This window comes from Amphibacillus jilinensis Y1, assembly GCF_000306965.1.
Taxonomy (GTDB): Bacteria; Bacillota; Bacilli; order Bacillales; family Amphibacillaceae; genus Amphibacillus_C; species Amphibacillus_C jilinensis.
Genome location: NZ_JH976435.1, coordinates 141,705 through 162,947, shown reverse-complemented (window position 1 = coordinate 162,947; position 21,243 = coordinate 141,705). Strand labels below are relative to the sequence as shown.

The 21,243-nt window shown below is 36.5% G+C and carries 16 protein-coding genes; all 16 read right to left on the bottom strand.

Annotation, left to right across the window (positions count from 1 at the left end; genetic code table 11):
* Positions 1–218: 218 nt before the first annotated feature.
* The gene (sigG, locus tag B494_RS0107695; protein ID WP_017471808.1) at positions 219–998 is read right to left on the bottom strand and encodes an RNA polymerase sporulation sigma factor SigG; all 780 of its coding nucleotides are present in this window, start codon (positions 996–998) and stop codon (positions 219–221) included.
* A 105-nt stretch (positions 999–1,103) separates the two neighbouring features.
* Positions 1,104–1,823 (bottom strand): RNA polymerase sporulation sigma factor SigE, encoded by a 720-nt coding sequence (gene sigE / locus B494_RS0107690; RefSeq protein ID WP_017471807.1) that lies wholly within the window; start codon positions 1,821–1,823, stop codon positions 1,104–1,106.
* A 103-nt stretch (positions 1,824–1,926) separates the two neighbouring features.
* The gene (spoIIGA, locus tag B494_RS0107685) at positions 1,927–2,841 is read right to left on the bottom strand and encodes a sigma-E processing peptidase SpoIIGA (protein WP_017471806.1); all 915 of its coding nucleotides are present in this window, start codon (positions 2,839–2,841) and stop codon (positions 1,927–1,929) included.
* A 717-nt stretch (positions 2,842–3,558) separates the two neighbouring features.
* A complete protein-coding gene (gene ftsZ / locus B494_RS0107680; protein ID WP_017471805.1) occupies positions 3,559–4,689 on the bottom strand; it encodes a cell division protein FtsZ in 1,131 nt (376 codons plus the stop codon).
* Positions 4,690–4,764: 75 nt separating this feature from the next.
* Positions 4,765–6,060, bottom strand: a complete 1,296-nt coding sequence (ftsA, locus tag B494_RS0107675) for a cell division protein FtsA (RefSeq protein ID WP_017471804.1) — start codon at positions 6,058–6,060, stop codon at positions 4,765–4,767.
* A gap of 704 nt (positions 6,061–6,764) precedes the next feature.
* A complete protein-coding gene (locus B494_RS0107670) occupies positions 6,765–7,568 on the bottom strand; it encodes a cell division protein FtsQ/DivIB (protein WP_017471803.1) in 804 nt (267 codons plus the stop codon).
* Positions 7,569–8,203: 635 nt separating this feature from the next.
* Positions 8,204–9,301, bottom strand: coding sequence for a stage V sporulation protein E (gene spoVE / locus B494_RS0107665; protein ID WP_017471802.1), 1,098 nt, complete (start codon positions 9,299–9,301; stop codon positions 8,204–8,206).
* A gap of 50 nt (positions 9,302–9,351) precedes the next feature.
* The gene (murD, locus tag B494_RS0107660) at positions 9,352–10,698 is read right to left on the bottom strand and encodes a UDP-N-acetylmuramoyl-L-alanine--D-glutamate ligase (RefSeq protein ID WP_017471801.1); all 1,347 of its coding nucleotides are present in this window, start codon (positions 10,696–10,698) and stop codon (positions 9,352–9,354) included.
* Positions 10,699–11,682: a phospho-N-acetylmuramoyl-pentapeptide-transferase gene (mraY, locus tag B494_RS0107655; protein WP_017471800.1), complete on the bottom strand. Its 984-nt coding sequence runs from the start codon at positions 11,680–11,682 to the stop codon at positions 10,699–10,701. It lies immediately after the preceding gene.
* 64 nt (positions 11,683–11,746) lie between these two features.
* Positions 11,747–13,090 (bottom strand): UDP-N-acetylmuramoyl-tripeptide--D-alanyl-D-alanine ligase, encoded by a 1,344-nt coding sequence (locus tag B494_RS0107650; protein WP_017471799.1) that lies wholly within the window; start codon positions 13,088–13,090, stop codon positions 11,747–11,749.
* A gap of 28 nt (positions 13,091–13,118) precedes the next feature.
* Positions 13,119–14,591 carry a UDP-N-acetylmuramoyl-L-alanyl-D-glutamate--2,6-diaminopimelate ligase gene (locus B494_RS0107645; protein WP_017471798.1) on the bottom strand — a complete coding sequence of 491 codons (1,473 nt, stop codon included), beginning with the start codon at positions 14,589–14,591 and terminating at the stop codon, positions 13,119–13,121.
* Positions 14,592–14,886: 295 nt separating this feature from the next.
* On the bottom strand, positions 14,887–16,815 hold the full coding sequence (locus B494_RS0107640) for a stage V sporulation protein D (RefSeq protein ID WP_017471797.1): 1,929 nt from the start codon (positions 16,813–16,815) through the stop codon (positions 14,887–14,889).
* A 196-nt stretch (positions 16,816–17,011) separates the two neighbouring features.
* Positions 17,012–19,198 carry a penicillin-binding transpeptidase domain-containing protein gene (locus B494_RS0107635; RefSeq protein WP_017471796.1) on the bottom strand — a complete coding sequence of 729 codons (2,187 nt, stop codon included), beginning with the start codon at positions 19,196–19,198 and terminating at the stop codon, positions 17,012–17,014.
* A gap of 15 nt (positions 19,199–19,213) precedes the next feature.
* Complete coding sequence (ftsL, locus tag B494_RS0107630) at positions 19,214–19,600, bottom strand: cell division protein FtsL (RefSeq protein ID WP_017471795.1); 387 nt, start codon at positions 19,598–19,600, stop codon at positions 19,214–19,216.
* Positions 19,597–20,574, bottom strand: coding sequence for a 16S rRNA (cytosine(1402)-N(4))-methyltransferase RsmH (gene rsmH, locus B494_RS0107625; protein WP_017471794.1), 978 nt, complete (start codon positions 20,572–20,574; stop codon positions 19,597–19,599). Before rsmH ends, ftsL begins: the two co-directional genes overlap by 4 nt.
* Before the next feature lie 15 nt (positions 20,575–20,589).
* A complete protein-coding gene (mraZ, locus tag B494_RS0107620; RefSeq protein ID WP_017471793.1) occupies positions 20,590–21,021 on the bottom strand; it encodes a division/cell wall cluster transcriptional repressor MraZ in 432 nt (143 codons plus the stop codon).
* Positions 21,022–21,243 lie beyond the last annotated feature (222 nt).

Genomic DNA, 21,243 nt, shown 5'->3' with positions numbered 1-21,243 from the left:
CGTGCTATTCCCACAGGATAAGGAAAGCGTCCTCGATCATACATCGCACGAAGAAAATCGTTCGATATTTTCGAGGAGTCTACATGTTTTTCCTACGCTTTGTTCAGAATGTTCGGATACGCCTTTTCATTATTTAGTTATGTCTCAGTCTCTTTATCACAGATAAGCGTTCGCAAAACGCCCACTGATTGGAAGATGTGTTTTATTAATAACTTTTATTATTCAAACATTTCATTATTCATTTCTTTAATAGCCGCCTTTTCAAGTCGAGAAACTTGAGCTTGAGAGATACCTATTTCATTAGCTACCTCCATTTGAGTCAAACCTTGGAAAAATCGCTTTGATAAAATTAATTTCTCTCTTGCATTCAACCTTTTCATACCTTCCCTTAAAGATAATTGATCCAGCCAATTCTCTTCCTTATCTCCATCGTCGCTTATTTGATCCATAACGAAGATAGGGTCACCCCCGTCATTATATATCGGTTCAAATAACGACACCGGATCTTGGATAGCATCCATGGCAAACACGATATCACTTTGTTCTACGCCTAATTCCTTTGCTATTTCTTCAGCTGTAGGTTCTTTTAACGTTTGACTCATTATTCGCTCTCTAGCCTGCAAAGCCTTGTATGCAGTGTCTCGTAATGAGCGCGACACACGAATGGGATTGTTATCTCTCAAGTAACGCCTAATTTCTCCAATAATCATCGGAACAGCATAGGTTGAAAATCTGACATTTTGGCTAAGGTCAAAATTATCAATTGATTTAATCAGGCCGATACAACCAACTTGAAATAGATCATCTCCATATTCGCCCCGATTCTGAAACCTTTGAATAATGCTCAGAACTAATCTTAAATTGCCATTAACGAGCGTCTCTCTTGCAAATTGATCTCCAGCTTGCATTTTTCTAAACAATTCACGCATTTCTTCATTCTTGAGGACCGGTAGCTTTGATGTATCAACACCGCAAATTTCTACTTTATGTCTAACCATTTGTGACCCTCCCATGTTGTCCGTTTCTACATGGAACAGTATCACCATTGGTTATCGCTTTTATGCAGGTAAAAATTTCCGAAGTTACCCCGGCCTTTATCTGACTTACATCATCTTTTCAAATTCTTTTTGAAGCCTACGTATAATCTTTTTTTCAAGTCGAGAAATATAAGATTGTGAAATACCCAATAAATCAGCCACATCTTTTTGCGTCATTTCTGCTTCGCCAACAAGTCCAAATCTTAATTCCATAATTTGTTTTTCCCGCCCTGTTAATTGCTCAAGTGCTTTCTCCAGTAATTTTTTATCAACTGATGCTTCTAAATTTTTTTCAATAATGTCATCATCAGTGCCTAAAATATCTGATAACAATAATTCGTTACCGTCCCAATCAATGTTCAATGGTTCATCAAAGGACACTTCTGATTTTAGTTTGTTTGTTTTTCTCAAATACATAAGAATTTCGTTTTCAATACACCTAGATGCATAGGTTGCTAATTTAATTTTCTTTTCTAAGTTAAAGGTATTAATAGCCTTAATTAAACCAATCGTTCCTATACTAATTAAATCTTCAATATTTATTCCAGTATTCTCGAATTTACGAGCGATATAAACCACTAGCCTTAAGTTTCTTTCAATCAACATGGCTTTTGCTGCTTTATCACCTTTAGGCAACTTAAGAAGCAACTGGTATTCTTCTTCCTTTGATAGGGGAGGTGGTAAAGCTTCACTGCCTCCTATGTAATAAACCTCTTTCGGTCTGATCCCAAGCTTTAATCGTATTCGATAAAAGAATAGTTTTATCTTTATCCACTGTTTTCTCAAAACAACCAACTCCTTTTCATTATTATGCCTTAGGAAGTAAAGGATTACTGCCCGTAAGACGGTTAACTGTGATAAGTCAAAGAAATATGAGCTTTTCTTAAAATCAGGCAGTTTCAGATCGATTAAAGACTTTAGGATTCAGTAAACAGTGATAATGCTGGCCTGATGACAAGGGGCCAAAGCGTAGGCCAAGTAAAACATTTTTTGTTCGGTAAGCTTGGGTTTGGTTTGAAAATGCAAATAAGTCTGGCTTTAAAGCTAATAATATGCCATTCTCATTTGATACGTCTTGATAAGGGATAAAGTGAATCATATTTGTGATTTGATTATCTTGTTTACTTAAATCAAGTGTTTGATTCATTTGTTTTAAACGTAAGACCATATCCTCACTAAATAGTTGCTTGATAATAACATTATCAATAATGACAACGGGTTTTTGACTAATGGGATCAATTAAGTGATTGGCACTGTCCAAATAAGCGGTGCTATTTACCACTCGATTTAGCACTTTTATCTGACATGAATAGATTTGTTCAGCTTGATAATTGATTAACGTTTGCTTGTCCATTGTTTGACGGGTAAACCACCAACAAAGCGGAAAACCAATTACAACGAACCCCCAACTTATCGGTGTGCCAAATCCTGTTGAAACGGTCAAAAAACCGAAATCATTTAATTCGAAAGATTGTTGAAATAGAAAGTGGACGCCCATTAAAGCACCTCCTAAGGTAAAAGAGGCAAAATAAAAAATCATCAATGTTTTGACATAATCGATGAAAGAGACGTATTTAAATCCAATAAACAAGATCACACAAGAGAATAAAATTTTGCCCAATGGATGAAGAACAATACTACTCGGATATAGTACTGCAATGAAAACCATTGATGAAGCAAAAAGTGAAGCTAACCAAACGGACCAACCTCGATTTTTCTTCTTTACTAAGTAGCCTGTTAACTGTAAAATCATAAAGTCAATCAATAGATTAAGTACCCATATTGCGTCTAAATATATAGTCACCAGTTATTCCCTTTCCTTAAACGGATTAACATCATTATATAAAGTTGATGAAGCAAAGTCTGTCACAGTATGGCTGTGAATTTTATATCTTTTTCACGTTTATTAACAAATATTGTCTTAATTAAATTGTGAACTTCAGGCTTCGCGCTTACAGAATTTAGATCAGTTAGAGTTGTCGCACGACGTGACAGGTTTAGTCTAACCTTCCACTAAGTAAAGCAAATGACGCTTTTGAGTGAATTTAAAGTTAATTTTCTTTTGAAAATTAACTGAGGTTTTCCTCAGCATCCATTGATTTAAGATTCATTTTATAATTTACTACGACAAAAAAACACGTTCCACAGCAACTTGAGTGCTGTGGAACGTCATATAAGTGAATCGTTTTAATTTGATTATAGCCCAGTGAATAGTCTAAGTGGTTCTCTGGTCCAAGGAGATGAAATTACTGATCCTAGAGGAATGATCGGATTAACGATACTTAGCTGCGATCATCTCTGTATTATAAGTGAGTTGGTTCATACTAACCTCCCATTTGAAAATCAAATAATTGAGAAACGTTATACTCTTCATCACTTCATGCACATCAATTTTTACTAATTACCCAAACCATAAGCATAGTTACGGTTGGCAAAATAAAAGCGAATGATCCATTTGTTTTGTAAATGGGGCATTCGCTTTTGATCTTACTTCATTTATTTTTGTCTCAGACGCTTTTCTTTATCGTCTTTTATTTCGGTTACGTAAAAATGTTGGAATATCTAATGTATCTTCTTCCTGACGAAATGTTGACTGTTCAATAGGTTCTTGCACTTGTTCTCTTCTACCACTATCTTGTGCGGATGCATTTTGCTTATGGTTAGCAGGACGCTTTCGCTGTTGCCCTGCGCCTTCTTTATTATCATCAAATCCTGTTGCAATAACAGTAACAACAATTTCTTCTTTTAAGTCTTCATTTATAACAGAGCCAAAAATAACATTGACTTCTTGATCGGCAGCAGAAGTCACTATATCAGCAGCTTCTTGAACCTCATACAAACTTAAGTTACCTCCACCTGTTATATTCATTAATACACCTCTCGCTCCATCAATTGACGTTTCAAGTAATGGAGAAGAAATCGCTTTTTTAGCAGCTTCTGTCGCACGATTTTCACCTGTGGCTATGCCAATCCCCATTAATGCTGAGCCTTTATCTGACATAATCGTTTTCACATCGGCAAAGTCAACATTAATGAGACCAGGGGTTGCAATAAGATCTGATATTCCTTGAACACCTTGTCTTAACACATTATCTGCTTCTCTAAACGCTTCTAACATTGGGGTGTTTTTATCAATTATTTCAAGTAATCGATCATTAGGAATAACAATTAATGTATCGACATTTTCTTTTAATCCATCAATACCCGTGACTGCTTGTGTTGATCGTTTACGACCTTCAAACATGAATGGACGCGTCACCACACCAACGGTTAAAGCACCTATTTCTTTAGCTACTTGGGCGATTACTGGCGCCGCACCTGTTCCTGTACCGCCACCCATACCAGCTGTGACGAAAATCATATCCGCACCCTGGAGCGCCTCTTCTAATTGTTCTTTACTCTCTTCAGCCGCTTTGCGACCTACTTCCGGATTCGCACCGGCTCCTAAACCACGTGTTAACTTGGTACCAAGCTGAATTTTCACTTCTGCTTTAGATAAATTCAAAGCTTGAGCATCTGTATTAACCGCTATAAATTCAACACCTTGAACTCCATGTTCAATCATACGGTTTACAGCATTATTACCACCACCGCCAACACCAATAACTTTTATTGTTGCTAACTGATCTAATTCAGTATCAAACTCTAACATGTAAGTTCCTCCTAATAAATGACAATATTGCCGATTCACGCTTTTTCTCAAACGACAAATACTATGATTAAATGGTTAATCAAAAAAGTACTTAAACAGATTAGCCACACCAGATTCTTTTTTCTCCTTTTGAGGGGATACTTTTTCACGCTGTATCTTTTGTTTCGCAACTTTTTTCTTAGGTGGTTTCTCTTGATAACTTTCAAGCTGTGTGACAGCACCTTCTAGTTGTTTACCTTGGATCTTTGCGTTTTTATGTGAGAACTTTAATATTCCTACACCTGATGTGTATTGTGGCTCTCTAACTCCAATATAATCTGGAATTGCTACCCTTACATTAGCATGATAAAGATCTTGTGCTAATTCTAACGAACCGGGCATTTTCATGCAACCACCAGTTAAGACAAATCCACCTGGCAACTCAGAATAGCCGATTTTTTTAATTTCTCGGGCAGCATAAGTGTAGATTTCTTCAAGTCTTGCCTCAATAATATCTGCAAGATCAAGCTGATTGAAAGTATAATGTTGATCACTACCAATCGCAGTCACATCAAAAGTTTCCTCTTCTCTCGCATCGGGAAAAAAGGCATGACCATGTTTAAGCTTGATCGCCTCTGCATCCTCTGAACTAATCTTTAAACCTATTGAAATATCTTTTGTTATATTATCACCACCAAGTGGGATAACATGTGTAGCAACAAGATGATCGTTTTCAAACACAGATACAGTGGTACAACCACCACCGACATCTATCAATGCTACACCTAAATCTTTTTCGTCACTTGATAAAGCAATGGCACCTGTTGCCAATGGCTGTAGGCAAATATCAATGACTTCTAAGTTGGCTCTTTCAACACATTTCAGAATGTTATGTAACATGGTTCGAGAACATGTAATAATTGTTCCTTCCATCTCAAGGCGAACACCAATCATTCCTCTAGGATCAGTAATTTCATCTAGACCATCGACAATAAATTGCTTAGGAATAACATCAATAATCTCACGTTCAGGCGGAATAGAAATGACTTGAGCGGCGTCAATGACACGCTTGACATCTTCATCACCAATTTCCCGATCCTCACTCGCGACAGCAACTATACCTTGGCAAGATTGAAGCTGAATGTGATTACCATTAATACCAACAATAACACGATCAATCTTCATATCAACCATACGTTCTGCTTGTTCTATAGCAGCACGAATAGATTGCACAGTCTGGTCAATATCAACAATAGCACCCTTTTTCATTCCGTTTGATTTTGCAGTCCCTACACCAATAATGTTTAATGAATCACTTAACACTTCGCCAATTATTACTTTAATTTTTGATGTACCTATATCTAGGCTGACTAAAATTTCATTGTTGTTCAAAAGTAAGGCACCTCCCAATCTACACGTCAATATTTACTAACTTTTAATATTCTTTAATCTCGTTAAAGTTATCACTCATACTTTTAGAGGATACTCAAAATGGTACCAAATGCTAAGTGGCATCTATTTACTTAACTGACTCGTTTCCTAAATCCCCATGTAATGAAAACTTACACGTTGATCTTAAAAAGTCCATCACCTTAATTTTTGATTCCTATTTGCCAACTTTAATTGAACCATTATTTAAAAAGCAATTAAAATATTCTTCTTAATAGTATACCATTTAATTGCTAGACTATTAATAGTATATTTTAATTATATGATATTTACACTATTCTACACGTATCGACCTGTTCCCTTCATTTTTTTCTTTTTTATTTAGACAATTAACATACAGCTACCTTCTAATTATAGCAACATTTTTTAACAAACGAAAACCTAAAGCTAAAACAGCTACAAAAAAAGATCTACTATCAATTGCTTCCCTATAAATGTTAACAAGATAACTACATTAAAAAGAAATCGTGAGATAAAACGAATTTTCAATCATTGGACAGTTTCGTTTTTCACCCACTGATTGTTAGTTGAGTGAATCAGGGCATTTGCGTCCATTATCACCTACCTAGTTTACCTCTTCTCTTGTTTTCAGACCAGTGTTTTACGAACAGGTTATCTATGATAAAACTAACAAAAAAATTAGTTGTTTACCCTTCATCATCGTCGTTTTCATCCTCTTCGTCTACCTCATTATCTTTCATTGATTCATATGTATTGAAGACAGCGCCACCTTCTCCTATCTCAATGATACCATCACCAACATCATCTAACTGACTAACAATTGAGGGATAACTACTCATGTTAGCACTAAAATTACGAATACTTGTGACCACTTCAAAACCATCAGTCATAAACATTCTAAGTATAAAAGGATTCGTATCACTTGGTTCCCAATAAATTTCTGAGATATGGCTGACAATAAAGGAAGGGAGTTGGACAAGTTGCTCAGTCAACATCGTCAAATATTCTTGATCATTAAAATTAAACAGTAAAGGAGCATCACCTTGCCAATCAGTGATTCGAAATGACTCTAATGTTTTCCCATTTTCTAATAATGGATAAACATATCGTCCCTCATTTAAATAAGCGACTTTATCCAATTCATCAACTGTTATTTTTATATGATTAGGAAGAATCCTTCTCACTTCTGCATCTTTAATTTCCGGAAGCTCTTTAATATTATCTTCTATGTCACTTGTACGAAAGCCCCATATGTTATCATCGTTTGATAATCGACTATATTCGATGATCTCTTCAATACTGACGTATTCTTGTCCAGCAACATTTATTTCACTTACATAACTCAATGGTGATTGTAGATAGACCACAATGGAAATTAAAACAAAGAACAAACATAAATAGAATATTAAGCGACGATTCGTTTTTTTACGACGCGCTTCCTTTAATTTAGGAATGCGCTCCTCTATCGAGACTACTTTTTCATCTTCCATCCCGTATCTTCCTTTTTTTATCTGAATAAAAGCAGAAGCTTAATTGTTTTTAGCTTTTAAAACTAAACCTTGCCTTATGTGAAACAACAACCTATAACTGATTCGCTTTTTAAACACTTTTTAGCGTGTGAAATAGAGGTTTACGTACTATTTCATTATCAGTAAAAGTTAACAAAATCATCTATTAATTGTTGCCTCTTAACTATTTCTTCATTTAAAAATAGTTAAATAAAGTATAGCATAATTCTTATTAAATTACTTTCTATTTTCATGAGTAAATCGATTGAATTTCACTATGATTATCGTCACCATTCATTTAATTATAAACTGCTACCATAATTAAATTGAAGTCCTTTCAATTTAATAAATAAGTCATCAAATTTTTTAAGCAATCAATAGCATGACATACTAACGGTTCCAATTTAAAATAGCATCATGCGTTTTTAAAAACGCCATGATGCTATTTTAAAGTTTTAATAAACCTTCAATAAGTGACACTATCTTTTTTTCTATCTGAACTTAGCGCTCATTATCTCCCGGCTAAATAGATGAGCTCTACTCTCTATTTTGAGACACCTTTTACGGAAGTATATCTATATAAAACAAAATCTAACAAGCATTTTTCATTTTCCACATTAATAATGGCAATATCTACTTATATTTAAAACAATTCCCATCGAAGCTAGTGTGAGCGTTAACGATGAACCACCGTAACTTAAAAATGGTAAAGTTATACCCGTTACAGGGATTAATCCAATAACAACGCTGATGTTAATAGCTACTTGCAAACTAATCATTGAAACGATGCCGATAGCTAGAAGAGAGCCAAATTTATCTGGGGCATTTAAGCCAATTCTGACACCCCTCCATAGTAAATACAGAAAAAATAACAATATTATTGTCGCACCAATAAAACCTAACTCTTCCGCGATAATGGCAAATATAAAATCATTATGTGGTTCAGGTAAATAGAAATACTTTTGAAAGCTTTCACCAAAACCTAAACCAAATAATCCACCTGGCCCGATCGCATATAGCGATTGAATAATTTGAAATCCATTGCCCAGTGGATCTTCCCACGGATTTAGAAAAGCAGTAATGCGATTGATCCGATAGGGAGCAGAAGCAATTAAACCTGCAAAACCAAGAGCACCGACTATACCAAGATAAGCAAAGTGCTTTATCTTTGCTCCAGATATAAATAAGATGATGACGCAAGAGGAAACCAATACAACACCCGTCCCTAAATCAGGCTGCAACATAATCAAGCCAAAGCAAACCAGTATTAATAATAACAACGGGGCAAAACCTTTCAAAAATAAAGTGATTTTTTTCTGTCGATCAGCAATCACATCAGCTAAGAAAATAAGTAATCCTAATTTAATAAATTCAGCAGGTTGTATGCTAAAAGCACCTACACCAATCCAGCTTCTTGCTCCACCTCTTACTAACCCAATTCCAGGAATGAGAACGAGACCAAGTAACAGAAAACAAAAAATAAGTATATGCTTAGCATATAGACGCCATGTATGATAAGGAATTTGACTCACTCCATACATAGCTAACAGGCCTATCGAGGCAAACAAAAACTGCCTTTTTGCAAAGTAAAAACCGTCTTCAAATCGATAAGTTGCCCATATGCTTGAGGCACTGTAAACCATAATAATCCCTACTGAAACTAATAAATATATACTCACCGCTAGCTTCCAATCCATATTATGCTCTCTTTTCATGCAAACACTTCCTAATTTATAGCGAATCGCAAAACCGATAGCTTGTTTTACTAAAGTGTATGCACGAGCTTGATAAACATGTCACCGCGTTCTTCAAATGTTTTAAATTGATCCCAGCTTGCACAAGCAGGAGAAAGTAAAATAACTTCACCTGGTTGGGCATTTTGATAGGCTGATTCAACCATATTTTGTAAAGTCTCGCCAGTTAACACTTCTTTAATTTTGGCTTTCTTTCCAGCAACAGCCAGTTTATCGGCAGTCTGTCCATAAAGGTACATGCCCTTAACATGGTCTAAAAAAGGAATAAGATCATCAAAACCATTGCCTCTATCTAAACCACCTGCAATGAGATGGATAGGTTTATTAAAAGCCGTTAGCGCTTTAGAACTTGCCAATATATTGGTTGCCTTTGAATCATTATAAAACAAGCGTCCTTGTTTTTCCGCGACAAATTGCAAGCGGTGCTTGACACCATTGAATGTCGTTAATGTCTCTCTAATTCCTTCAACTGTTGCTCCTAAAAGTAACGTTGAGGCAACACTTGCTAAAATATTTTCCAAGTTATGTGCACCGACTAAACGAATCGACGTAAGATCTATTATCTTTTGATCTTTAAAGTAAATATGTGTCTTATCTGCCCATGCGCCATCATCAAGTTTTGTTGTTGTACTAAATGGAACCCGTGTCGCAGTACTCGATTGAACTAACTTAGAAACACGTGCATCATCTGCATTATAAACAAGATAATCTTCAGCTGTTAATTGCGCAAAAATATTAGCTTTGGCCTGCTGATAGTCTAGAAAATCGCCATGGTAGTCCAAATGTGCCTCAAATAAATTTAAGAAAACAGCGATCTTAGGTTTGAATGTCATAACACCTTTCAACTGAAAAGAAGACAATTCCAATACAAGCTTCTCATTATCTTTTAACTGCTCAGCTACTTCGATAGCTACTCGACCAATGTTCCCTGCTAATTGAACAGGTTGTTGGCTCTGACGCAATATATCATGACATAAAGTAGTAGTTGTTGTTTTCCCATTAGAACCAGTAATCGCAAGAATAGGATTATCTATTAAGTAATTTAAACATTCAATCTCTGTCCAAATAGGGATGCCTTTAGATGCAGCCTCACTGATCATCTCATTATGATAGGGAATCCCAGGATTCTTAATAACTAAATCAACTTGATCCAATAGTGATAAGGGGTGTTCTCCTAAAACAAGTTCGATCCCTTTTGCTTTTAATTGAGCAATTTCAGGGTCAGCTTCCTGCGCCTTTAAATCATTGGCAATAACATGTACACCATTTCTTGAGAGAACATTACATGTTGCAGTCCCACTTTTAGCCAAACCTAATACTAATACACGTTTATACGGAAAATTCTTGAGTTTATTCATTTAAGCCCACACCTCTAAGTATAATCCTAACATAGCCAATATAAGACCAGCTAACCAAAAAGTCATAACGACTCGCCATTCAGACCATCCTTTTAATTCATAATGATGATGTAAGGGACTCATCAGAAAAATACGTTTCCCTCGTGTTTTAAATGAAAAAACTTGAAGCATAACAGACAGTGTTTCAATAACAAAAATACCACCAATGATAATTAATAACACTTCCAGTTGCATCAAAATGGCGATAGCAGCAAGGGCACCTCCTAATGCTAATGAACCTGTATCCCCCATAAACACCTTCGCAGGATGTGCATTAAATACAAGAAACCCTAGTAATGCCCCAACTACAGCTAATGCAAATATCGCAACTTCTAATGGTCCATTCACTGACCAAGCTAAAATGCCAAATGCACCAAAGGCGATAACAGCATTACCTGACACAAGGCCGTCTAATCCATCAGTTAAATTAACAGCATTAGATGTACCGACAATAATGACGACAACGAGCAATGGATATAATATCCCAAGTTCTAATTGATACCCTGTTCCAGGAATCGATAAGGCTGTTGAAATATCGCCTGTTCTCAAAATTACATAGAATAAAACTGCAACAGCTAGTTGCCCAATTAATTTTTGCTTTGAGGTCAAACCTAAATTTCGCTTTAAAACAACTTTAATGAAATCATCAAGAAATCCCAATAATCCATACCCAATTAGTACGACCATGATTAAATTCATTTCTCTTGTGAAAGGATTGTCTACAATACGACTATACATATACAAGCTCGTAATGATAATGCTTAATATAATCATTAGACCACCCATTGTTGGTGTCCCTGTCTTCTTCATATGGGATTTAGGGCCTTCTTCACGTATACTCTGTCCAAACTTTAACCTTCTTAAAAAAGGAATAACAACAGGTGAAGCAAGGACGGTAATTAAAAATGCTATGCCAATCGTAATCAGTAAAAAATATTGATTCATATCGCTTCCTCCTAATATATATCCTGTTAACCGTCCAAATCGCATGATCTGTCTTGATAACAATCTATTTCTTTAATCGATCAATTATTTGCTCAAATTTCATGCCGCGTGACGCTTTGAAGAGCATAATCGTTTCAGCAGATAATTGCTTAACTAAGAACGCAACCAAATGGTCTTCTGTTTCAAAATGCTGGGCATCAATTCCTGCTGATTCGCTAATATAGCGTGCATAATCACCTAATGTACAAAGATAATCAATTGATGTTGGAATAGCTTTACCTATATCATTGTGAAACGCTTGGGCATGTTCGCCTAGTTCAAACATGTCACCTAAAATTAAAATCTTTTTTCTAAAGTGTGACATTGAATTTAACACATTGATCGCCGCTAACATTGACGTTGGTGATGCATTATAAGCATCATTAATTAATGTTGTTTCTTCTTGCCCTTTGATTATTTGAAAACGCATATCCGTTGTTTTTAATTGATTTAATCCCTCTTGAATACGTTCATCATTAATACCTAGCACATGACCAATCCCAATCCCGTAGGCAGCATTTTTAGCATGATGCTTACCCAATAAAGGAACAGAAAATATCGTTTCACTCACATTTATCCGAAATTTTGTATGCTCACTCTTCTGGTTAAGATCTGTTAATACCATATCGTTCTCGCTTGAGAACCCTACTGTTCGAACGTGATAAGGATAATTACTGCACAGTAATGGCTCATCACCATCATAAATAAGTAGACCATCTTTTTTCAAACCACTTGTTATTTCTCGTTTGGCTTGGGCTATCCCTTTTCTAGAACCTAAATTTTCAATATGGGACTCTCCAATATTTGTGATTACTGCGACATCTGGAATAGCTATATTAGAAAGTCTCTCAATTTCACCAAAGTGATTCATTCCCATCTCAACAATAAGTACTTCCGTCTCGGCGGGCATTGACAATATAGTAAGCGGAACACCAATATGATTATTCAAATTTCCTTTAGTAAAGTGAATTTGGTAGCCTTGATTACAAATTGATGCTATTATATCTTTCGTTGTCGTCTTGCCGTTCGATCCCGTTATAGCTATCACTTTAGGATTAATCCAGTTACGATAAGCCAAGGCAAGCTCTTGTAAAGCTTGTAACGTATCATTAACGATAATTAAGGGGAATTGGTCAGGTATGTCAGCTGGACGCGGTTTGCTTTTTTGCCATAATGCTGCCACTGCCCCTTTTTCAATAGCTTTATTTAGGTAATCATGCCCATCAAATGTAGGGCCTTTAAGCGGAACAAATAATAAAGAAGCTAAATCGTTGCGCGTATCTGTACCTACTCCTGCTATTGTTTTGATATTATTATACTCACCATCTATTTGCGAAAATATATTTTTTATAAACGAAAAAGAAAACACGATCAATAACTTCCTTTCATGCTTATGTTCAGCGACCTTCGGATACTGCTTGTAAAGCTACTTGATAATCATCAAAATGAATCGTCTGATCACCAATAATTTGATACGTTTCATGACCTTTTCCTGCAATTAAGATAATATCATTAGACTCAGCCAATGAAACAGCATCCTTAATCGCTTGCTTTCTGTCAATTTCTATCTTATAGCGATTAGATTTCATCCCTTCTCTCATATCTCTAATAATTTCCAACGGATCTTCAGACCTTGGATTATCTGAAGTAAGAATAGTAAAATCAGCATATTTCTCCCCAATCGCCGCCATCAATGGTCGTTTGGTTCGATCACGATCTCCTCCACAGCCGATAACAAGATAAATCTTCGCTTGAGCAAAAGATTGTATCGTTGCTAAAACATTTTCTAATGAATCAGGTGTGTGGGCATAATCAATAATGATACCAAAAGGGTGATCACCTTTAACGGTTTCAAATCGTCCCCTCACTCCTTTCGACTGTTCTAATCCCTGTTTAATAGTCGATAAAGCCACTCCTGACAATTGGGCTGCGGACGCTGCTGCTAACATGTTGTACACATTAAATTTACCGATTAAATCTGTTTTAATTTCGGTGCTTCCTTTTAAAGTATGCAAGTCAAAGGTCGTCCCATTAGCAGAAAATTGAATTTGATCTGCATAAACGTCACTCGAATCCGTTAGTCCATATGTAATCACCGGTTGGCTTGATGCATGTGCAAAATCATTCGCATAACGATCGTCTCCATTAATCACTGCATATTTAGGACGTGATTGTTGATAACGATTCCCTAATTGATAAAACAAACGTAGCTTTGCTTTTAAATAATCATCCATTGTTTCATGAAAATCAAGATGATCTTGTGATAAATTTGTAAAGATAGCTAGATCAAAATCACAGCCGTTTACTCTCCCTAATTCCAATGCATGTGATGATACTTCCATCATACAATGATCAATATTCACATCAACCATTTGTTTAAAACTTTTTTGTAAATAGGTTGGTTCTGGTGTTGTATTTGCAATTGGATAAGTATTTTCAGCTATTTTCATTTGAATAGTTCCAATAACAGCCGTTTTTTTCATAGCTAACGTGAAAATCTCATCAAGTAAATAGCTGACCGATGTTTTTCCATTCGTCCCCGTTATTCCGATTAAGTGTAAATCATTTGAAGGATGATCATAAAAATAACTAGCTAAATAACTTAATACACGTTTAGTGTCTCTAACATAGATAACAGGAATTGTGTCTATAGCTAATGTTTTTTCTGCAATGATAGCGACAGCCCCCTTATCAACCGCTTGCTTAACAAAGTCATGGCCATCAACAGTATAACCACTTATACAAACAAAAAGATCATTAGGTTGCACGTCACGTGAATCTATTTTTATGTCTTTAATATCTCGATTGGTTAAATGCGATCCACGATAAGGAAATGGTAAATCATCAATAATCGCTTTTAATTTTTTCATGGTAATCCTCACTTATCATTAAATTTATTTTTTACAACATGACTCTCAAAAAAGTCGACACCCGCTAATGAGTGCCGAAAGATAAAAAGAAACTTTAATCAGTGGGAGTTTTCGTCCTTCTTCCACTGATTGTTAGTTGAATAAATCAGGGCATTAGCGTCCGTTATCTCCACCCAATAAATTTGCTGTACTCTGTATTTTGAGGCGGTTATTTTATGGACGGTTATCTGTGACAAACGTCAGTTTATTACACCTCATCATTATACCAAAAAAAGATAAAAGTATCACGACTAAATCATGACTCTTCTTCTCCGAATAATATACGAATCGTCTCCCCCATCGGTACTTTTGTCCCAGGGGCTGGTGCCTGTTCAATAACATGTTCACCCTTTCCAACTGTTTCAATAGCTAATTGTGTTAAGTATTGCACCAAATCATTTTCTGTTAACCCAATAAGATCAGGTACCTCAACTAGCGGCTGATCAGGCCATTGATAATCTTTCTCTAGTCCACTATCTCTTCTTTCAACCCCCAAAGCACTTAAGCTATCTTCTATAATATCTCCAACAATTGGCGCTGCAACGACCCCACCAAACTGAACAGTATTTTTAGGATTATCTATCGCCAAATAAACGACAATTTGCGGATCATCTGCTGGCGCAAAGCCAATAAATGATACGATGTGATTATTTTCTAAATAACGTCCATTACTACCAACCTTTTGAGCAGTACCCGTTTTTCCACCAACACGATAACCATCTACATAAGCACCACGACCTGTCCCTTTAGCAACAACCGATTCTAGTGCCAACTTCACTTCCATCGACGTTTCTTCAGAAATAACTTGATGCTTTAGCTGTGGAGAGACTTGTTCTATTGTTTGATTGTTCTTCGAATCTACCCATCGGTCGACAATGTAAGGTTGGTATAAATAGCCACCATTAACTGCTGCTGATACAGCCATGACTTGTTGGATTGGTGTCACAGATACACCTTGACCAAAAGATGTTGTAGCTAACTCGATGGGTCCTACCTTTTCAGGATCAAAGAGAATCCCACTGGACTCACCAGCTAAATCAATATTTGTTTTTTGACCAAATCCAAAGGCATCAATATAACTAAATAATCGTTCTGTCCCCAAAGCTTGACCTAGCGTTACAAAACCTGGGTTACATGAATTTTGCACCACTTCCAGATAGGTTTGCTGGCCGTGTCCTCCATGTTTCCAACAATGCAACTTCGCTCCACCCACTTCAATCATCCCACTGTCATAATACTCATCTTCTTCGAGATCAACTAACTTTTCCTCTAAAGCAGCCGCTAATGTTATAATTTTAAATGTTGATCCTGGCTCATAAGTACTCCAAATCGGAAAATTACGATTGTATACCGAAGGATCTACGTCTTGATATTGATCCGGATCAAATGAAGGGCGTGACGCCATCCCTAGAACAGCACCCGTATTTGGGTCAACTGCCAATGCCCAAGCTCCATCAGGTTGATAAGTGGCTTCCGCAATATCAAGCTCCCTTTCTATAATCGTTTGTACAGCCAAATCAATTGTAAGGTGTAGATCGTTCCCATCGAGGGGTGCTTCATAAGTATCTGACAAATGAGGAAGACGTTTGCCTTTCGCATCAGAATAAAATGACAGGCGCCCTGGCATTCCACTTAATTGTTCATCATGATATAATTCTAAGCCTACAAGTCCTTGATTGTCTATTCCACTGAATCCCAATACATGAGCCAACATATGATCATTCGGATAGTATCGCTTTGAGTCTTCGGCTAAATAAACCCCGGACAAACCTAACTGTTGAATGGCAATAGCTTGATCCTCCGACAACTTTCTACCCTCTGCAAAGCGAACAATATTTGTATCCTGAGCTAAGTAACCATCAAGCAACTTGGTTTCCACATCCAGTATAGCAGCCAATTGAACCGAAACTTCTTCCTTGTCCTCAACCTGCCTTGGCACGAGCATAACCGTTGGTGCAGAAATATTATCAACTAATACCTCACCATTACGATCCAAAATTTTTCCGCGTTTCGCTTCAAACTTGATATCGCGACTCCACGAGGTTTCCGCTGATTCTGTCAAAGCAGGACCTTCAACAAATTGAACATACATTAACCGGGTCAATATAACAAAGAAAACAGCTATTGCTAATAAAAAAACAGTGACGATTCGTTTTCGGATTGTCACATGAGATACTTGTTTCATTATTTAACGCCTCACTTTTTCAAATAATGATTAATCGTATCTAATATATGACAAGCCCATCTGAATAGTACACTGTTTTTCTATCGAATAAAGTTCAATCACTACGAGATACCAAAGCTTAATTTGCTAAGGGAAAACGACTTTAAACCAACTCTGTTCCCACTTCTTTAATACGAGCTGTTGGTATTATCACGATTTATCCAGCATCACTTTCGTCATCTTCACGAGAATCTGCCCTTTGTGAAGTAAATTCAGCTAACAAGTATCTGCCTTCTTCAATAGACGTTCCAACCTCAATACTTTGTTCTGTTAAATAACCAGACCCAATCACTTCTACATCTAAACCTGTAAGGTTCGCCAATTCTAACACATTACGCAAAGACCATCCTGATAAATCCGGCATCGTCGGTTCATCAGTTATTAGAATAAGGGTTTGGGTTGATAAAACAGGCTCACCATAATCGATATTAGCAGCAACAATTTGGTTCCCATCTCCCACCACAAAAGGCTTAAACCCTTGTTCATTTAAACTTGATACCAGCTCATCTGTAGGAGCTCCTGCTACATCCGGAAAATCAATTTGTGATACGGTTTCTTCCGTTTCTTTATCGGGCTGAATATTCATGTAGTGCAAGCTATTCTCCATTACATGTTTAAATATAAAAGATACCGGATCTGATCCCGATTCATCTTCACTAATTTTTGGCTGTTGAACCGTTACATACATTAATAATTCTGGATTTTCACTTGGGGCTACACCTAAAAATGAGAAAATATAATTCTCATGCCCTTCTAAATAGCCCATATCTCCTCCACCAGAAATTTGAGCTGTACCTGTTTTCCCAGCTACTGAATAAGAATCTAAATTATAAATATTGTGAGCCGTTCCTACATCAGATGTAACCACAGATTCCATTGCTTTTAATACTTGGTCCGCTGTATCCTTTGAAATAGGCTGACCGACCACCTCTGGAGTCGTTTCTTCAATAACCTCTCCTGTATTAGAATCAACAATTTCTTTAATAACATAAGGCTTCATCATTTGCCCATCATTAGCTAGAGCAGTTGCAGCTTGAATCATTTGAATCGGCGTCACCGTTGTACCTTGTCCAAAAGATGTGGTCAACTGCTCAATTGGATAACGGTATAGAATTTGTCCTGGCTGCTCCCTCGGTAAATCAATACCCGTAGGACGATCAAAATGGAAAGCTTCTAAATAATTTAAAAACGTATCAGGACCCAACTTTTCCCACACAAGTTTGGACATCGCTACGTTTGAAGAGCGTTGAAAACCTTCTTCATAAGTGATTTCTCCCCAGTGTTGACGATAATCGGTAATTGGATTTTCAATTCGATCAATTTTAAACGAGCCCGATTGATAGGTTTCTTTAGGATCGTAAACACCTTCTTCAATCGCAGCAGCAATTGTGAAAGCTTTAATAGTAGAACCAGGCTCTATTGGTGTAGAGACAACATCATTAAACCAATTCTCAACATTACCTAAATCATTTGGATCATAACTTGGTCGGTTACTCATCGCTAGGATTTCACCTGTCCTTGGATCAATAACGGTTGCTGTTATTCGTTCAGGATCATATTGTTCTTCTACTTGTGACATCGCATCTTCTAACGTTGTTTGAATTTTTTGATCTAGTGTCAGTATGACGTCATAGCCATCATGCTTTTCTTCAATGACCTCTTCAGCATTAAGTAAACGTGTATTATACTTATCACGTTGAAATGAAATAGAGCCATCTTTACCGCTTAAAAGATCGTCTAGCTGTGCTTCAATTCCAGTTATCCCAGCAATATGGTTATCATCATTTGATTGAGCCAGACCAATAACCTGAGAGGCAAAGAGGCCATTGGGATAATATCTTTTTGACTCTTCAATAAAATGAATACCAGGTAAATTCATTTCTTCAATTTCCAACCGCTGTTCTCGACTTAATTGACTGGCTCTATTGCCAAATTCAACTTGAAATTGATCATTTTCTTTACCACGATTTAAAATCGTTTCAATTTCAGTTGCATCAATGTCAAGAACGGTTGCTAACTTTTCTGCGGTATCCTCCACATCTTCAACATGGTTCAAACGTTTTTCAGGATTAGGAGAAAATGAGGAACTAATAACAGCATACATACGATAAATTGTCAGGTCTTGGGCCAACTCCATTTTATTCCGATCGTAAATGTAGCCCCGTCGCGCAGAGATAGTCGTTTGATCTGTACGTTGACGTTCTGCCCAATCTTGTAAATCAACACCTTGTACTTCACCTGTTGTTTGTATGTATATGAATCTACCAGAAAGAGTGACTAACATTATGATTAACAAACCAAAAAATAAATTAATTGCTATATTAGCTCTACTCGTTTTTTTCATAATGACTGACCCTCGTTATTCAGCTTCAATTTGTGTTGCTTGTTTAATTTTCGTGTTCTGAATATTTAACCCATTTTCTTTAGCAATATTTAAAATGCGTTCGGGATTACTATATTCCATCACTTGATAGTCTAAATTCGCATTGACTGTTTGCTGTTCATTCACTTCCTGTTCAAGTCTTTGTAAATCACGATTTAATGAATCAAGATTTGCACTGAATGATACAATATAAACCATAGCCACAGAAACAACTACACCAAATAATGCAGCAAGAAATTTCTCACCAGTCGTGATTTTTCGGGATTTTATCTTGACAAGTTTCTTCGGTGGTTGACTTGGCTCTGAACGCCTTCTACGTTGTGGGGTTTCTGGATAATATAGTCTAGCTTCATTTGAACTCATCTTTTATCCCATCCTTTCTGATAAGAAAAATCTTCATTCCAAACCTTTGTTTTTTCAACAATTCTCAATTTAGCGGATCGCGACCGCCTATTGCGCTCCAATTCTTGATCATTTGCTATAATAGGTTTTTTCGTTACTAATTTGAACGGCGGTTGACTTGACTCTGGAACGATTGGCATGTTTCTGGGTTGTGGTGGTACCGTACTCCATTTTTTGAAAGCTTGTTTACAAATTCGATCTTCCAACGAATGAAATGTAATGACAGCTATCCGTCCCCCAACGACTAGCTTTTCAGCAGCCTGATGCAAGACATCATAGAAAGCATTTAATTCATCGTTAACAGCGATTCTTATCGCCTGAAAGGTTCTTTTAGCTGGATGACCACCTTTCCTTCTAGCCGGGGCAGGTATAGATCCTTTAATAATTTCAACCAGCTCAAAAGTTGTTTCAATTGGTTTTTCTTTCCTTATTGTTTCAATGTTACGGGCTATTTGTTTTGAAAACTTCTCTTCGCCATATTTAAAAAAGATAGTCACTAACTCTTGATAAGACCAATTGTTGACAACATCATATGCTGAGTGCTCTTGTGTTTGATTCATTCTCATATCCAGCGGGGCATCATGTTGGTAGCTAAACCCGCGTTCAGCATGATCAAGTTGAGGAGATGACACACCTAAATCAAATAAAAAACCATCAACCTCATCAATATCTCGTTCGTTTAATACGTTTGTTAAGTCTCTAAAATTCGAATGAACAAACTGGATTTTTTCATGATAATCAGCTAGGCGGTCTTTTGCTGCTTTCAATGCATGTTTGTCTTGATCAATAGCAATTAATAGACCTTGGTCCAGTCTCTTTACGATTTGTTCTGAATGACCACCTGCTCCTAAAGTACCGTCAACATATGTACCATTGGGTTTAAGGTTTAACCCATCAATGGTTTCATCTCTTAGCACACTGTCATGCTCAAACAAGTGATCACCTCCTCATTAAAAATCTATTTCCATCATATTTTCTGCTATTTCTGCAAAGGTTGATTCTGATTCATCGATGTAGCCTGCCCAAATTTGTTCAGACCATATCTCAACACGATTAGATACCCCAATTACTGCACATTCCTTTTCAATCTTGGCGTACTCCCTTAGTGAAGCAGGTAGATTAATACGCCCTTGTTTATCGATATCACATTCAACTGCACCTGAAAAGAAAAAGCGAGTAAATGCTCTTGCATCTTTTTTTGTAAGTGGTAGTTTTTTTATCTTCTCTTCAAGGATGCGCCATTCTGTCAATGGATATGCAAACAAACATTGATCTAAACCTCTTGTCACAACAAAGGATTCACCTAAGTCATCACGAAATTTAGCCGGCATAATAATCCGACCTTTTGCATCAATATTATGTTTGTATTCACCCATAAACATAATAATCGCCCACCTTTTTTAATAGTTTACCACATCCCCCCACTTCCCACCACACTTTTATGACTGTTTCTTAAAAAAATGGAAAATTAGTACATATGTTCGCATTTTGATTTAAAACAACTCCCCAAAATCATTAACGCACAAAAAAATAAGGCTCATCACCATTCGCATGTGACAAGTCTTATTATTAAGAACAAAAGAGTAACTAAATGGTTGTATACT

Bases quoted from the DNA above. Each gene is read 5' to 3' on its own strand.
- sigG (WP_017471808.1), bottom strand. From the start codon at position 998: ATGGTTAGACATAAAGTAGAAATTTGCGGTGTTGATACATCAAAGCTA.
- ftsZ (WP_017471805.1), bottom strand. From the start codon at position 4,689: ATGTTAGAGTTTGATACTGAATTAGATCAGTTAGCAACAATAAAAGTT.
- B494_RS0107670 (WP_017471803.1), bottom strand. From the start codon at position 7,568: ATGGAAGATGAAAAAGTAGTCTCGATAGAGGAGCGCATTCCTAAATTA.
- spoVE (WP_017471802.1), bottom strand. From the start codon at position 9,301: ATGAAAAGAGAGCATAATATGGATTGGAAGCTAGCGGTGAGTATATAT.
- murD (WP_017471801.1), bottom strand. From the start codon at position 10,698: ATGAATAAACTCAAGAATTTTCCGTATAAACGTGTATTAGTATTAGGT.
- mraY (WP_017471800.1), bottom strand. From the start codon at position 11,682: ATGAATCAATATTTTTTACTGATTACGATTGGCATAGCATTTTTAATT.
- B494_RS0107645 (WP_017471798.1), bottom strand. From the start codon at position 14,591: ATGAAAAAATTAAAAGCGATTATTGATGATTTACCATTTCCTTATCGT.
- B494_RS0107640 (WP_017471797.1), bottom strand. From the start codon at position 16,815: ATGAAACAAGTATCTCATGTGACAATCCGAAAACGAATCGTCACTGTT.
- B494_RS0107635 (WP_017471796.1), bottom strand. From the start codon at position 19,198: ATGAAAAAAACGAGTAGAGCTAATATAGCAATTAATTTATTTTTTGGT.
- ftsL (WP_017471795.1), bottom strand. From the start codon at position 19,600: ATGAGTTCAAATGAAGCTAGACTATATTATCCAGAAACCCCACAACGT.
- mraZ (WP_017471793.1), bottom strand. From the start codon at position 21,021: ATGTTTATGGGTGAATACAAACATAATATTGATGCAAAAGGTCGGATT.